Below are 13,443 nucleotides of genomic sequence, written 5' to 3'. Positions count from 1 at the left end.
GAATGTCGGAGACCACCACCCATATCCCAGAAGAGAAGGCGCGCATCGGCGCACCATCGATTCCTGGTTTCACCGAAGAGGGCGAAGACCTTTCGCCGATCAACGACAACGGCGGCTCGCCGCTGGCTGGCGCCTCCACCAAGGCGCACAGCCATGGCGGCGGCGTTGGCGTTCCGGATTCGTCGCGTGCTGGTCGACTGACCAGCACCAACGTTGATGATTTCGCCAAGCTGACCGGCCGTGAAGAGGACTGGCGCTTCACCCCGCTCAAGCGCCTCAAGGGCCTGCATACCGATGAGCTCACCGGCGCAGCTCCGAAGATCGAGCTGACCGGCAACGACATCGCCAAGCTGTCGGTTGTTGCGGCTGACGATGCCCTGAACGGCGTTGCGCACACCCCGGATGACCGCGTATCGGCGAACGCCTGGAAGTACGCTTCCGAGACCCACGTGGTTACCATCCCGAAAAATGCCGAGGGTGCCAAGGCAACTCTGCGCATCACAGGCGAGTCGCTGGCAGCGGCAGCCCAGCACGTGATCGTTGTCGCCGAGGAGAACTCCGAAGCTACCGTCGTGCTGGATCACGTAGGTTCGGCAGTGCTGGCCCAGAATGTCGAGTTCGACGTCCAGGCCAACGCGCGCCTGACCGTGATCTCGCTGCAGGCTTGGGAAGATGACGCAGTCCACGCGTCCTCGCAGCAGGCACTGGTTGCAGCTGGCGCTTCCTTCAAGCACATCGCCGTGTCCTTCGGTGGCGACCTGGTTCGTGTGAACCCATCGGCCCGCTTCACCGGCGAACGCGCCGAGATCGAGCTGTACGGCCTGTACTTCGCTGATGCCGGCCAGCACCTGGAGCACCGCCTGTTCGTTGACCACGCTGTGGCCAACTGCAAGTCGAACGTGTTGTACAAGGGTGCATTGCAGGGCAAGGACGCGCACACCGTCTGGGTTGGCGATGTGCTGATCCAGAAGGCTGCTGTGGGCACCGACTCCTACGAAGCAAACCGCAACCTGGTTCTGACCGATGGCGCCCGCGCCGACTCGGTTCCAAACCTGGAAATCGAAACCGGCTTGATCGATGGCGCTGGCCACGCATCGACCACCGGCCGCTTCGACGACGAGCACCTCTTCTACCTGATGGCTCGCGGTATCGATGAAAAGACCGCTCGCCGCCTGGTAGTGCGCGGATTCCTGAACGAAATTGTTCAGCAGATTGGCGATGAGGCTCTGCAGGAGCGTCTGACCGAAACCATCGAAGAAGAATTGGCTGCAACTAGCAACTAGCTAGTGCCTGCTTCACCAGCTTTTTAGCCTTAGCGCTTTTTAGAAAGAAACGGAACGACGTATGTCTACTCTGGAAATCAAGGACCTGCACGTCTCGATTGACACCGAGCAGGGCGAGAAGGAAATTCTCAAGGGTGTAACCCTGACCATCAAGACCGGCGAAACCCACGCAATCATGGGCCCCAACGGCTCGGGCAAGTCGACCCTGGCATCGACCATCGCTGGCCACCCGCGCTACAACGTCACCTCCGGCTCCATCACCCTCGACGGTGAAGATGTCCTGGAGATGAGCGTTGACGAGCGTGCAAAGGCTGGACTGTTCCTGGCTATGCAGTACCCGGTAGAGGTGCCAGGCGTAACCATGACCAACTTCCTGCGTACCGCAAAAACCGCAATCGACGGCGAAGCTCCTAAGCTGCGTACCTGGACCAAGGACGTCAAGGAAGCGATGACCAAGCTGAAGATCGATGCCGACTTCGCGCAGCGCAACGTGAACGAAGGCTTCTCCGGTGGTGAGAAGAAGCGTGTCGAAATCCTGCAGCTGGAACTGTTCAAGCCTAAGTTCGCAGTGCTGGACGAGACCGACTCAGGCCTGGATGTCGACGCTCTGAAGGTTGTCTCCGAGGGCGTCAACCGCGCGCAGGCCGAGAACGAGATGGGCACCCTGCTGATCACGCACTACACCCGCATTCTGCGCTACATCAAGCCAGAGTTCGTGCACGTGTTCGTTGACGGCAAGGTAGCCGAAGAGGGCGGCCCAGAGCTGGCTGACCGTCTGGAAGAAGAAGGCTACGACCGTTACCTGAACGTCAAGGCCTAAGGGTACAGTCATGAGCGAATCGACCGAACAGAGCACGGGAGCCGCTACGACTCCTCTGGAAGACGTTGAGGAAGCGCTCAAGGACGTCATTGACCCGGAATTGGGTGTCAACATTGTCGACCTGGGCTTGCTATATGGCCTGAAGTACGCTGATGACGGTGTGCTTTTGCTGGACCTCACGTTGACCACTGCCGCCTGCCCGCTCACCGATATCATCGAAGAGCAGGTTGCCAAGGCGCTGGAGAGCGTTGTAGACGACCATCGTCTGAACTGGGTCTGGATGCCGCCTTGGGGTCCAGAACGAATCACCGATGACGGTCGCGATCAGATGCGAGCCCTGGGCTTCAACATCTAATCACGCCTGAAGAGAACAGAACCGCGTATCACCGAAAGGGTCCGCGGTTTTGTTCGTTAATGCTGAGCCTCTGCTGTATTCGCCCTGAGCATCCTGCTGAAAGGGTCGAAAAATCAGAAAAACGTGCGTAAAGTTGCGTTTCATTAAATTAGGCATACCTCTAGGAGGATTGAGATGTCCAGCATGACTGGAACAGCACCAGATGCGAGTGCCCACGCAGCTCGTCCGCTAGGAGAAATCGAAGAGGCGCTCAAAGACGTAATTGACCCCGAGCTGGGAGTCAATATCGTTGATTTGGGCCTGCTCTACGGGTTGCGTTTTAGCGACGACTCCGTTCTGGACATTGACCTGACATTGACAACTCCTGCGTGCCCGCTGACCGAGATTCTTGAAGCGCAGATCGATGAAGCACTGAAAGATCTCGTCGAGAATCACATTATTACTTGGGTTTGGACGCCGCCGTGGGGTCCGGAGCGCATCACCGATGATGGTCGGGATCAAATGAGAGCGCTAGGGTTCAATATCTAACTTAACAGTCATTCAAATCCAGATGAAGGGTTGACTCGAATGCAAGGGCGCTTCCGGTACCACCGGCAGCAGCCATGAGGGCTATGGCTTGCTGGCCATCCACTTGGGCCTGCTGCGACTGCCAAAACAAGCGTGTAGTCAGAATTGCACCGCTGGCACCGTATGGATGGCCCAATGCCAAGGCTCCGCCATTGAGATTCACGTTTTGCTCTGGAATTCCTAATTCATCGAGGCATGCGAGCGCCTGAACGGCAAAAGCTTCATTGAACTCAATGAGGGGAGTGCCGGATGCGGTGGCAGACGGCAAGAGACTGATCAGCTTTCGTTAAGCCGGCACTGCCGCCATTCCAAGAATCTCGGGATCGCAGGCACCGTGCGCTAAGGCCAGATATCGCAGTGCAAAGTTCGCTTTCAGCGCCCGGCGCATTTGTCCGCTGACCAAGATCACCGCGGCCGCCCCGTCATTGATCGGGCAGGAGTTTCCCGCCGTGACCGTGCCACCGGGTACGAAGGCGGGCTTGAGTGCTGCGAGCTTTCGGAGTGTCAGCCCGGACCTGGGGCAGGCGTCAGACGCGATTCGTCCGCTACTCGTGCCGATGGAAACGAGCTCATCCGCGAAGAGTCCGGCAGATTGAGCGCGCAGGGCACGTCGATGGCTGCGCAAAGCGAACTCGTCTTGACGTTCCTGGGTAATCGCCTTGGACTGGGCAATGGCTTCCGCGGCAACGCCCATGTCGGGATCTGGATCGGGAGCCGGGGTGAATCGCGCACGCGAGTATAGCCTTGGCGGATCGACAACGGATGATTGCTTTTCGACGCGCCACGGAGCCGTGCTCACGGACTCCACTCCGCCTGCCACAACAACATGGGCTTCACCGCAGCGGATCATTCGGGCACCGGCTGCAATGGCGTCCAATCCACTAGCTCATTGGGCGTCAATGCTCGTCGCGCCGACAGTGTTCGGCAGTACCGATGCCAACGCAGACACGCGGGCAATATTTCCTCCCGGACCAGCCGCGTTTCCTGCAAACACATGGTCGACTTGAGCAGGAGAAATTCCGGTTCGTTCCAATAGCGTATTGATCACCTGCGCAAGCAGATGATCAGCACCAACCCGGGAGAATTCTTTGCCTGCCCTGACGATCGGGGTACGTGCCGCGTCAATGATGTATGCCTTGTTCATCTGAGCCAGTCGCTCCGTTCGATGTCCAAGCCCTGGTCATTCAACGCCGCGGTATTCAATTTGCCGCTGAAGGTTTCCGGCCACGATCTCAGGTACGTAATCCGGTGAGGGATCTTGTATCGCGACAAATGTTGCCCGAGGCCGGAGACAAGCGTGGACCGACTGCGTGGTGGCGAAACGGTTTACGCCACCATTTGGGGTTCAGGACCCGATTCATCTAGTCGTACGATGGCGTTGGGCAGTCCGACGGATTCCAGTGCTGCGCTGACTTCACCGGGGTGGATATTGTTGCCGTTGAGATTCATCATCTCGTCGTTGCGGCGAGCGAGCACGACGCGGGCTGAACCCGACGCCAGCATCGCACGATCTCCGATGCCGATCGACTTGCCGCATCGGGAAACGGACGCTTCCGAGCTGGCATCGTAGCCTTTGGCATTGAACGGGCTATCGATATAGAGCAGGCCGAAACCGGTAGCAGAATCTTTGCCATGGATGTGTGCCCGAACTCCTGGAAACAACTGGCCTTCGAAATATGGTGATGCGGGCTGGTCGGGTTTGCGTTCGCGATAGGCGATGAGGCTGTGTTCGCTGCTTCCGAAGTATTCAACGCAACGTGCCATAGGGGCGATCTCATGAAGCAATTGCACTGTTTCCTGGTGCAGCGCCTCGCCGCCACTGACAACTACTAGCAGGTTGGACAGCGTGGTCGGTTCGGCCAGCTCAAGCACCATCCTGAGAATTGTCGGGACACTGACGATGCGGGTGCAACTGGACTGAGAGAGCAACGACCTCACGCCGTTCAGATCCCATTTTCCGGTAGCCAAGAATGTGCCGCCAGAATGAACGGATTCGACCATCGCGTACAGTCCCAGGCCATGGGATATTGGACTCGGGCAGAGCGTGGCCTGATCGAGCGAAGCGCCCAGGATTCGGGAACCAGCACTCAAGGATTCTTCCCAGGAGCCAACCGTCCGGACTACCGGTTTGGGCCGCGATGAGCTTCCCGAAGTGCATATGACTAGCAAGTCTCGGGAACCGGATAAGTTTGCCGCGGACGCGACGTAGTCGTCGTCCGCCGGCGACTCTGGAAATGCCGTGAGCCTTGATACCCCGGGCAATGTCGTCAAATTGGGAGATTCAATCATGTACTTGCAGTGAAGGCTCGCTGCCATCGTGCTTGCCAAATTCTCGGGCCAAGCGGGGTCAATGACAACCAACGTTTTGCCACTGGCCGCAATGGCGTAGAAGGCGAAGGCCATTTCTATTGGGTCGCTGGTACGCGCACCAATGCGAGTGCTCTGCAATGAATCCAGCTGCCGGGCGATAGCGCTGCTTCTCCTCTTTAGCTGCCCGTAGGTCGGCTGTCTTCCAGGAGTCAGCACGGCAAGGCGGTCCGGTTGTTGGTCGGCCCACCTCGCCAGCGACTGCCACAGTTCCACGGAACTAGCCCATCAACCCGCGGTAGCTGCGATGCACGGTCAATGCCACCAATGTCGTCACGACAGCCTTGAAGACGTCCCCTGGCAGGAAGCCGAGCGAGCCCAGCATCGAAGTTCCCAGACCAAGCCCGGTAGTAGCCGCGGTCCACGGAACTCCGAACAAGTAGATGACAAGGACGCCCCCGAGGAGCACCGAGATCAGTCCGGACACGAATCGGACACCCTTATTTTCATTGCGCAGGACCCAGTATTTGAAGAGTGCTCCGATAACGAGGGAGCCGAAAATCCAGCCAACGAGGTAACCTCCGGTCGGCCCGAAGAGGACGCCGAGCCCTCCGCGTCCACCAGATAACAGGGGCAATCCTGCCAATGACAGGACAACCACCACAAGTGAGGCCAATGCTCCGCGCCACGGCCCAAGCAACGCACCGGCCAGCATGACACCGAGAGTTTGCAGGGTAATCGGCACAGGGATGATTCCCAGCGTTATGGGCGGGAGGAGCCCCATAGCGGCGATCATTGCGGCAAAGACCGCTACATAGACAGTGTTGCGCGTCTGCGATGTTGAGTCGGTTTTCGTTGGCATAAGAATTCCTTGTCAGTGCGAGTGAGGTTGAAGGACAAATGGACTAGCGTCGGTATGGAGCTGAATCGTAGCCGCGGGCGTCGAGCGCCTCAGCTGTTTCGTCTGCGATTTTTAGTGACCTGATCACTAGCGGAACGCTCACGGCCAACGGGTTGTTGCCCAGGCCACGAGCATGCTGTGCCTCGCGAACTTCCAGATATACCTTTTTCAGTTCCGGAATGAAGCGAATAGTCATGGATAAACCCAAGGCGATTTGCGCAGGATTCGCCCCGATGAAACGTAGGGGAGATGCAACCTGCTGGAACAGTTCCAGCATGGCGTCGAAGCTTGTGGTCAGGCTGACAGAATACGCAAACAAGCACATGGTCAGGAGCCGCAGAACCGAAACTATGGCATTGCCCCAATCGGTTTGCAATCCCAGGAGAACAAACACCACGCTGAGGATCATGGCCAACGACATCAATGGCATGCGCAGTTGCTTGAACCCAACCTTTGCCGACAACAGCAGGACAATGCTCAGTATGAATGACAGCAACAAGAGTTGCCACGAGTCAATCAAATAAAGGCTGATGCTCAGTACCAATAGGGCTCCGAATTTCCATCCGGGTTTTATGCGAGCTAGGTACGAAGAATTTTTGGAAGCGATCATGCGTGGCTCCATTGGCGGTAATTCGCGATCGCTTCATCAGGTCGACCATCGAATGCGATTCGGCCATCGGTGACAACGAGGACTCTGTCGAAATCCTCGAGGATTTCCAAATCGTGCGTCACCACTATCGCGCGTTGCTCCAATTTCGCGATCTCACGTTGGAAGGCAAGGCGGTTGCGCAGATCCAGCATCGTGGTGGGTTCATCGAACACAATGGTTCGAGGCTGCATGGCCAAGACGGAAGCGAGCGCAACCATTTGCTGCTCACCGCCCGAAAGCGTGTGGCTTTCACGGTCCGCAAGATGAGAGATGTTCAGCTCTGCCAGAGTCTCGTGTACACGCTTCTGCCTTTCGGCTTTTGAAAGCTGTAGATTCTTCAGGCCGAATGCGATGTCCTCTGAAACCAGAGGCATGATGATTTGATTTGCCGGATTCTGAAAGACGAAACCCACATCGCGACGTATTTGCTTTGCATGCTTTTGCGTATCCCGGTCGCCAACGTACACGGCTCCTTGCGTGGGCAGTACAAGTCCATTGATGAGCCGCGACAGCGTACTCTTTCCAGCGCCGTTTGCCCCGATAATTCCGATGCGTTGCTCGTTGAGCGTAAGGCTGACATCTTTGAGCACGTCGCGCTCTTCAAAGCTGACCGTGACGTTTTCGAATCGTATTGGCGGTAGTTCCACGAATGCTCCAGCGCGAGGATCATAGCTTGAACATCTGATTCGTTGAATGGGCAGTAGTTCATGCTTGCGTTATCGATGACCGGAGTGCCATCGATAACGAGCATACTTGATCACCGTTCAATTGTCTTGATCAGTGTTCAATATATTTCCTATGCGACGAAGAATTGCTCGTAGATCAGGCCTGCGGAAAGGAGGATCATGATGATTCCGGAACACAGTGTTACCACGCGGGCCGCCATCGGCCGTGAGCGGAGCAGTGCGCTCGCGGCCAATGCGACGAGGAAGTAGACGGGGATTGAAACCGAGAAATGCGTCAGTCCAAGCAGGCCTGTTTGCAAGGACAGCGGAAGCGGCTGGGACGAATCCAAGTACTGGGGTATGAGGGCCACATACAGTAATAGGGCCTTGGGATTGGTGCCACTGGTGAGCAGGCCTTTAATGAATTGGCTGCGAGGTGACCGTTGTTCAACTTTATCGAGCAGGCCCACAGACCCCTTGGGCGGTTGAGGCAAGGATTGAGAAGAATTTCCGGTCAGCGCTTCAGGTTCTGGGAGTGAAGCCGCATCAGGATTAAAGAATCTCGCGGTCTTGCAGGAACGCAGAGTCGCGACTCCCAGCCACAGCAAATAGAGCGATCCGGCCGCGGTCAGCCACAAGAGAATGGATGGGGAACTCGCTACCAAGGCAGCAATTCCACACACCAAGAGGGCTGTATGAACCAAGTAACCTGCGAGTAATCCCCATACGGCTGGGCGAAAGCCCGCTTTACCAAGTGCCGAGGAAATGATGTATGCCCAGTCTGCGCCGGGCGTGCAGGCCAAGGTAACTGATACCAGGAGGAATCCGGCGAACTGTGCGAGGTCCAATGCTTCTCCAAAAATCCATATTTCAGTGATGTGGCAACCTTAGGCAAAAATTTGTGAAATGTGCTTGCTGAATTTCTGGGGATATCCGTCCGGAAAGCAAGAAAAATAGTACCTGAATGAGTTCTGCGCAAATTATTTGTGCTGTAATCTGAATTCATGGATGATTTAGATCGAGCGATTTTGGCCGAACTGCAGAACGACGGGCGCATGAGCGCGACTGCCGTAGCGGCGAAAGTCGGACTATCTGTGGCTCCCTGCCATCGACGGATCAGAGAACTTGAACGCAAGGGAGTGATCAGCGGATACCAGGCGGTAATTGACCCCGAGCTCATAGGTCTGGGGTTCGAAGCTCTGGTTTTCGTCACCTTGAAAGACCGAGCGCAGCTGAAGCACTTTGAATCAGCCGTAGAGCGTGAGGAGCTAATAGTTGATGCTCAACGCCTTTTCGGCGAACCAGATTTCTTGTTGCGTGTCTTCGCCACTGACCTGCCGCATTACCAGCGGGTATACGACGAGGTGCTTGTGGAGTTGCCTGGGGTGGAAAAGCTGACAAGCACCATCGTCATGCGGAATATCAAGGAGCGAGCCATGCTGCCGGTTTAGGAGTTCTTGTCCGCCGGCTTGCCAATGCGAGTTACCGCAGGCGTCAACAGCAGAGAAGTAATGAGCACAATCGCGCAGATCCATAGTGCCTGAGGCAGCTTCAGCGTATCGACGACGAAGCCGATAAAAGGCGGCCCACCTAGCATCGCGCCATAGCCAAAGGCGCTCACGATGCTCACAGCCTTGGGTCCAAGCCGTTCACCGCGGGAAGCGGCAATGCTCATTCCAAGGGGGAATCCCAGTGAACTGCCCAAGCCCCACATCATTGAGCCGAGGCCCACGAGGTACGGGTTTGTTCCGGTGATGAACAGGGCAACACCGAGCAGGCCGATAAGTCCCAAGATCAGGAGAGTGTTCTTCGTACCGAGCCGGTCCACTAGTCGACCACCGACAAAGCGTCCCAGCGTCATTGCGGCGACGAATAGGGTGAACATGAGCGCACCGATTCCATGTTCGAAGCCGTGTCCGTCAACTGAAGTTACGGCGATCCAATCATTGGCCGCACCTTCTGTGAAGCTCAATCCGGCAACCATTACACCCAGTAATAGCAATAGCCAGTTCTTCCTGGTGGCCTGCGCCGGACCTTGGCGGGCATCTTGGTTGCTAGGAACGAAGTTCTCGTTTTCCCAGCAGGTGACGCCCCTATGGGCAATGTAGGCGAGAATGGCAATGAGTACTGAAACTAGGGAAAAGTGCCAGACGCTAGGAATGTGCATCGAGATGGTCGCAGTTGCCAGACCGGCACCTAGTAGTGTTCCCAAGCTGAAGAAGCCGTGAAGGGAAGGCATGATGCTACGCCCCACTCGTCGCTCTACCTGCGCTCCGCTGACATTCATCATGATGTCCAGGCAGCCAAAGGTGATCCCGTATAAGAAGAGTGCAATGTAGGCAAGCGAGGCATTCGCCGTTATGGAGATAGCTATGCCGAGCATGACTAGGCATGCTGCGAGTCCAATGGGTAGGCAGCACAATAATCGTCGCGTCGGCACAAATTTGCTGATAGTTGGAATGAGAGAGATGCCGAGCAGCGTGCCGACGGTGCTGCAGATCAAGAACGACCCAAGGCTTAGGCCAGAGAAGTCGAAAACGGTATCGATGATCGATAGGCGGCCCGCCCAAGTCGCAAAAGATAATCCTGCAAGAAGGAATATTAGGTTGATGCTGGTACGTTCCGTGATTCGCTGTCGCGCGAGGTGGGCGACCAGTTGGACCATCAGAGACTATCCCTTTCGATATCTACAATTACTAGAGTTTATCTCAAAATAGCGGGATAAGTTACTGTTCAGTCCGGATTCCGTTTGATTATGCGCCGTTGCACCGCTGGTGGTCATGAGATTCACAGAATCGAGGGCCAGCACAGGGCAAAGGAATTGGTTCTCGGGAAGCAATCTGCGCCAGGTGCATGGGGACGGAGCGTATAGCCATGGTGACTTTGCTCATCAGCAAGTAGGCTCTAGGTAAATAATCGTTCACTACATACCATCCGAGGTGGCAATAATCCGATGGGGTCAGAATTTGGCAGTGTACTGATAATCGGTGCGGGGCTGGCTGGATTGGTGGTTGCAGCCGAAGCACTTGATGCCGGTCTAAAAGTCCGGATCCTAGATCAGGAAAACTCGGCGAATCTTGGCGGCCAGGCCTACTGGTCTTTCGGTGGATTGTTTTTGGTTGACACCCCGGAACAACGTCGTTTAGGTGTCCGCGATTCATTTGATCTTGCGTGGTCGGATTGGCAACATAGCGCTCAATTCGACCGCCTGGGAAATGAGGATGTGTGGGCGCATCGGTGGGCGAAAGCTTATGTCGAGTTCGCGGCCACTGAAAAGCGATCTTGGATCAAGCGAAAAGGTATTGATCTGACACCAGTAGTGGGCTGGGCTGAGCGCGGCGGCGGTCGTGCCGAGGGCCATGGGAATTCGGTACCGCGATTTCACATCGCATGGGGAACCGGGACTGGCGTATCAGAACCATTCGCCGACAGGATCCGCGAAGGACTGCGCATGGGGCAAGTTCAATTGCTCAATCGCCATCGAGTCACCGAGCTGGTGACTACTGGCCGCTCGGTCACCGGTGTTCGTGGCGAGGTCCTGTCGCCAGATGACGCTCCGCGGGGACAGGGTGCCACTAGAACCGTCCTGGGCCAATTCGAATTTTCGGCTGAGGCAGTGGTCGTTGCGACTGGTGGAATTGGTGGGAACCACGACCTGGTGCGAAAATTCTGGCCGACTAGGCTTGGCGATGCACCAGAACACATGATCACCGGGGTTCCGGAATACGTTGATGGAAGCGGCATCGAGCTAGCGCAGGCATCTGGTGCACGTTGGGTCAATCGGGATCGAATGTGGCATTACACCGAGGGAATTCAGAATTGGAACTCGATTTGGCCGTCACACGGAATACGAATCCTGCCTGGTCCCAGTTCCATGTGGTTCGACGCAGAGGGAAACCGGCTCAAAGCGCCATGTCTTCCGGGGCATGACACCCTGGGCACGCTGAAGTATCTTCGAACGGATCCAATTGCGCGAAAGTACGACTACTCATGGTTCGTGCTGAACCAGCGAATAGTTGAGAAAGAATTCGCTCTGTCCGGCTCGGAACAGAATCCGGACCTGACTAATCGGGACAAGGCCGGGGTTGTGAAAGACCGGATCTTCGGCAAAGGGGCGCCGGCGCCGGTTCGAGACTTCTTGGACAAAGGCGCTGACTTCGTTTCGGCTACTACCGTGGAAGAACTTGGTACGAAGATGAATTCCATAGCGCCAGAAGCATTTGTTGAGCCGGAGCGTCTCCGCCAGCATTTGCTTGTCCGGGATTCACAAATTGAGAACCCATTCAGCAAGGATCAGCAAATTCAGTCGATCCGCAATGCGCGCAAGTACATTGGCGACCGTCTCACCCGGGCGGTAGCTCCTCACAGGATTCTTGATCCTGCTGCCGGGCCGTTAATTGCAGTGAAGTTGCATATTCTGACTCGAAAATCCCTAGGGGGATTGCAGACGGACCTTTCCGGAAGGGTTCTCAAGGAAGATGGAAGCATTTTTGACGGACTCTATGCAGCCGGTGAAGCCTCTGGGTTCGGTGGGGGTGGGATGCATGGATATAACGCGCTCGAGGGCACTTTTTTGGGAGGGTGTTTGTTCAGTGGACGTCAAGTAGGTCGAGCACTGGTAGGAGCGCTGCAATAAGGAATGGAAACTGTGGTCAAACTATGGTCAAAAACCTGTTTCCGAGTAAACAAAAAGAAACCGCAGTTCACTTGTTTGACCAAATGAACGGCGGTTTCTTGTCCGTGCCCCCGGCGCGACTCGAACGCGCGACCTAGAGATTAGAAGGCTCTTGCTCTATCCAGCTGAGCTACGGAGGCAGAACCGAAAATAGTTTAGCTCATTGTTCCCCAAAAATACGACTTGAGGCCGTTGGGCTGGTGAGATGTACGCGCATCATCATCTGATCTGGGGTAGTTAAGTTGCCGAAATTGAGAATCGGTGGCATTTTGAGCATCGTTTGCTTCTGTGTACTCAGCATGGCGCTGGCCTGGGCGGTTGCACTTCCACTTTGGCGAGGAGATGGCATTAACGATGCCAGGTTGCCGGGCATCGCCACGGCCATGATGTTTACCCCGACAGTAGCTGCTCTAATGATCGCAATTGCAGAGCGACGGGTGAAGAGCTTCCCCGCGGATGTCGGGCTGTGGCCTATCAAGCGACCTGGAAAGTTCCTAATTGCTCTGGTGCTGTCTTACATGATTCCGCTAGCTCTCATTCTCCAGGCGCCGCTCGTCGGAACGTGGCTAGGCGTATTCCCCGGGGATCTGGAGAGCTTTACAGTTCTGCACTTCGTTTCCGGCGAGGGCGGACCAGCCAAGTACCTCCTAGGGCAAGCCGGGGTGATAGTTATCGCCAGTCTCTTCAACACGCTGTTCACCTTAGGCGAGGAGATCGGGTGGCGTGGTTGGCTTTGGGTTCGGTTGCAATCGTACGGACAGCTCCCTGCCATCTTGATATCCGGCGCTATCTGGGGCGCTTGGCATGCGCCACTGGTTCTGTTGGGGTACAACTATCCGATGGCGACGGGGCCATGGGGTGTCCTGGCCATGTGCGGCATGTGCATCGTATTTGGTGCATTCCTTGGTTGGTTGCGAACTTACAGCGATTCCGTGTGGCCAACGGCCTTAGCACACGGCGCATTGAATGCGAGCGCCGGACTCGTCTCGCTATTCATGGTGCTGGGAGTACCACTGGATGCAACAAAGGGCTCTATTTTAGGGTGGTCCGGCTGGATACTCCCAGGTCTGGTCATAGCAGTAATGATTCCGTTCGGGGCTTTCAAGCAGCAAAGAACAAAGAACTTATCCCCACTCCGCTGATTCCAATACCATCGTCACTTTTAGTGGGCCACCATCAGATTCAATGGCAGAAAAAGTTTCTGGCATTCGGGTCAAGAAG

Annotated in this window: 14 protein-coding genes, 1 tRNA gene and 1 pseudogene; 7 read left to right on the top strand and 9 right to left on the bottom strand. The window is 56.1% G+C overall.

Features of this window, described 5'->3' with window-relative positions; all coding sequences use genetic code 11:
* Positions 1-2: 2 nt before the first annotated feature.
* The 4 genes from sufD to ATK23_RS06335 all read left to right on the top strand — a co-directional run bounded on the left by sufD (position 3) and on the right by ATK23_RS06335 (position 2,986).
* Positions 3-1,283: a Fe-S cluster assembly protein SufD gene (gene sufD, locus ATK23_RS06350; RefSeq protein ID WP_083515452.1), complete on the top strand. Its 1,281-nt coding sequence runs from the start codon at positions 3-5 to the stop codon at positions 1,281-1,283.
* Between the two features lie 61 nt (positions 1,284-1,344).
* Positions 1,345-2,103 carry a Fe-S cluster assembly ATPase SufC gene (sufC, locus tag ATK23_RS06345; RefSeq protein ID WP_038990788.1) on the top strand — a complete coding sequence of 253 codons (759 nt, stop codon included), beginning with the start codon at positions 1,345-1,347 and terminating at the stop codon, positions 2,101-2,103.
* A 10-nt stretch (positions 2,104-2,113) separates the two neighbouring features.
* Positions 2,114-2,458, top strand: a complete 345-nt coding sequence (locus ATK23_RS06340) for a metal-sulfur cluster assembly factor (protein WP_038990789.1) — start codon at positions 2,114-2,116, stop codon at positions 2,456-2,458.
* A 183-nt stretch (positions 2,459-2,641) separates the two neighbouring features.
* Positions 2,642-2,986: a metal-sulfur cluster assembly factor gene (locus ATK23_RS06335; RefSeq protein ID WP_066138726.1), complete on the top strand. Its 345-nt coding sequence runs from the start codon at positions 2,642-2,644 to the stop codon at positions 2,984-2,986.
* Position 2,987: 1 nt separating this feature from the next.
* On the opposite strand, the gene ATK23_RS06330 is transcribed toward ATK23_RS06335, so the two are convergent.
* The 7 genes and pseudogenes from ATK23_RS06330 to ATK23_RS06295 all read right to left on the bottom strand — a co-directional run bounded on the left by ATK23_RS06330 (position 2,988) and on the right by ATK23_RS06295 (position 8,395).
* Entirely contained in the window at positions 2,988-3,293 is a 306-nt protein-coding gene (locus tag ATK23_RS06330; protein ID WP_066138723.1) for a beta-ketoacyl-[acyl-carrier-protein] synthase family protein, read from the bottom strand.
* An 18-nt stretch (positions 3,294-3,311) separates the two neighbouring features.
* Positions 3,312-4,169 (bottom strand): annotated as a pseudogene (locus ATK23_RS06325) (thiolase family protein).
* Positions 4,170-4,351: 182 nt separating this feature from the next.
* Positions 4,352-5,608 (bottom strand): class I adenylate-forming enzyme family protein, encoded by a 1,257-nt coding sequence (locus ATK23_RS06315; protein ID WP_083515449.1) that lies wholly within the window; start codon positions 5,606-5,608, stop codon positions 4,352-4,354.
* Positions 5,609-5,612: 4 nt separating this feature from the next.
* The gene (locus ATK23_RS06310) at positions 5,613-6,194 is read right to left on the bottom strand and encodes a biotin transporter BioY (RefSeq protein WP_066138715.1); all 582 of its coding nucleotides are present in this window, start codon (positions 6,192-6,194) and stop codon (positions 5,613-5,615) included.
* A 43-nt stretch (positions 6,195-6,237) separates the two neighbouring features.
* A complete protein-coding gene (locus ATK23_RS06305) occupies positions 6,238-6,843 on the bottom strand; it encodes an energy-coupling factor transporter transmembrane component T family protein (RefSeq protein WP_038990793.1) in 606 nt (201 codons plus the stop codon).
* Complete coding sequence (locus tag ATK23_RS06300) at positions 6,840-7,529, bottom strand: energy-coupling factor ABC transporter ATP-binding protein (protein ID WP_066138712.1); 690 nt, start codon at positions 7,527-7,529, stop codon at positions 6,840-6,842. The genes ATK23_RS06305 and ATK23_RS06300 overlap by 4 nt, the downstream gene beginning before the upstream one ends.
* Before the next feature lie 149 nt (positions 7,530-7,678).
* A complete protein-coding gene (locus tag ATK23_RS06295) occupies positions 7,679-8,395 on the bottom strand; it encodes a LysE family translocator (RefSeq protein ID WP_066138709.1) in 717 nt (238 codons plus the stop codon).
* A gap of 156 nt (positions 8,396-8,551) precedes the next feature.
* On the opposite strand from ATK23_RS06295, the gene ATK23_RS06290 reads away from it, so the two are divergent.
* Entirely contained in the window at positions 8,552-8,998 is a 447-nt protein-coding gene (locus ATK23_RS06290; RefSeq protein ID WP_066138706.1) for an Lrp/AsnC family transcriptional regulator, read from the top strand.
* On the opposite strand, the gene ATK23_RS06285 is transcribed toward ATK23_RS06290, so the two are convergent.
* Positions 8,995-10,212 carry an MFS transporter gene (locus ATK23_RS06285; protein ID WP_066138702.1) on the bottom strand — a complete coding sequence of 406 codons (1,218 nt, stop codon included), beginning with the start codon at positions 10,210-10,212 and terminating at the stop codon, positions 8,995-8,997. The two genes, ATK23_RS06290 and ATK23_RS06285, sit on opposite strands and share 4 nt — an antisense overlap.
* Before the next feature lie 288 nt (positions 10,213-10,500).
* Here ATK23_RS06285 and ATK23_RS06280 point away from each other — a divergent pair, with 288 nt between their 5' ends.
* The gene (locus ATK23_RS06280) at positions 10,501-12,183 is read left to right on the top strand and encodes an FAD-binding dehydrogenase (RefSeq protein WP_066138699.1); all 1,683 of its coding nucleotides are present in this window, start codon (positions 10,501-10,503) and stop codon (positions 12,181-12,183) included.
* 105 nt (positions 12,184-12,288) lie between these two features.
* Here the strand turns inward: ATK23_RS06280 and ATK23_RS06275 are convergent.
* Positions 12,289-12,362 (bottom strand) — tRNA-Arg (locus ATK23_RS06275).
* Positions 12,363-12,464: 102 nt separating this feature from the next.
* Here ATK23_RS06275 and ATK23_RS06270 point away from each other — a divergent pair.
* On the top strand, positions 12,465-13,364 hold the full coding sequence (locus tag ATK23_RS06270; protein ID WP_157066325.1) for a CPBP family intramembrane glutamic endopeptidase: 900 nt from the start codon (positions 12,465-12,467) through the stop codon (positions 13,362-13,364).
* Positions 13,365-13,443: the final 79 nt, after the last annotated feature.

Source organism: Glutamicibacter nicotianae (assembly GCF_002797775.1).
Lineage (GTDB): Bacteria > Actinomycetota > Actinomycetes > Actinomycetales > Micrococcaceae > Glutamicibacter > Glutamicibacter nicotianae.
The sequence above is the reverse complement of the archived record's forward strand: the minus strand, read 5'-3'. Positions and strand labels throughout refer to the sequence as shown.

What these genes read in the sequence shown, in the direction of transcription:
- sufD (WP_083515452.1), top strand. Translation starts at nt 3, where the DNA reads ATGTCGGAGACCACCACCCATATCCCAGAAGAGAAGGCGCGCATCGGC.
- sufC (WP_038990788.1), top strand. Translation starts at nt 1,345, where the DNA reads ATGTCTACTCTGGAAATCAAGGACCTGCACGTCTCGATTGACACCGAG.
- ATK23_RS06340 (WP_038990789.1), top strand. Translation starts at nt 2,114, where the DNA reads ATGAGCGAATCGACCGAACAGAGCACGGGAGCCGCTACGACTCCTCTG.
- ATK23_RS06335 (WP_066138726.1), top strand. Translation starts at nt 2,642, where the DNA reads ATGACTGGAACAGCACCAGATGCGAGTGCCCACGCAGCTCGTCCGCTA.
- ATK23_RS06310 (WP_066138715.1), bottom strand. Translation starts at nt 6,194, where the DNA reads ATGCCAACGAAAACCGACTCAACATCGCAGACGCGCAACACTGTCTAT.
- ATK23_RS06305 (WP_038990793.1), bottom strand. Translation starts at nt 6,843, where the DNA reads ATGATCGCTTCCAAAAATTCTTCGTACCTAGCTCGCATAAAACCCGGA.
- ATK23_RS06290 (WP_066138706.1), top strand. Translation starts at nt 8,552, where the DNA reads ATGGATGATTTAGATCGAGCGATTTTGGCCGAACTGCAGAACGACGGG.
- ATK23_RS06285 (WP_066138702.1), bottom strand. Translation starts at nt 10,212, where the DNA reads ATGGTCCAACTGGTCGCCCACCTCGCGCGACAGCGAATCACGGAACGT.
- ATK23_RS06280 (WP_066138699.1), top strand. Translation starts at nt 10,501, where the DNA reads ATGGGGTCAGAATTTGGCAGTGTACTGATAATCGGTGCGGGGCTGGCT.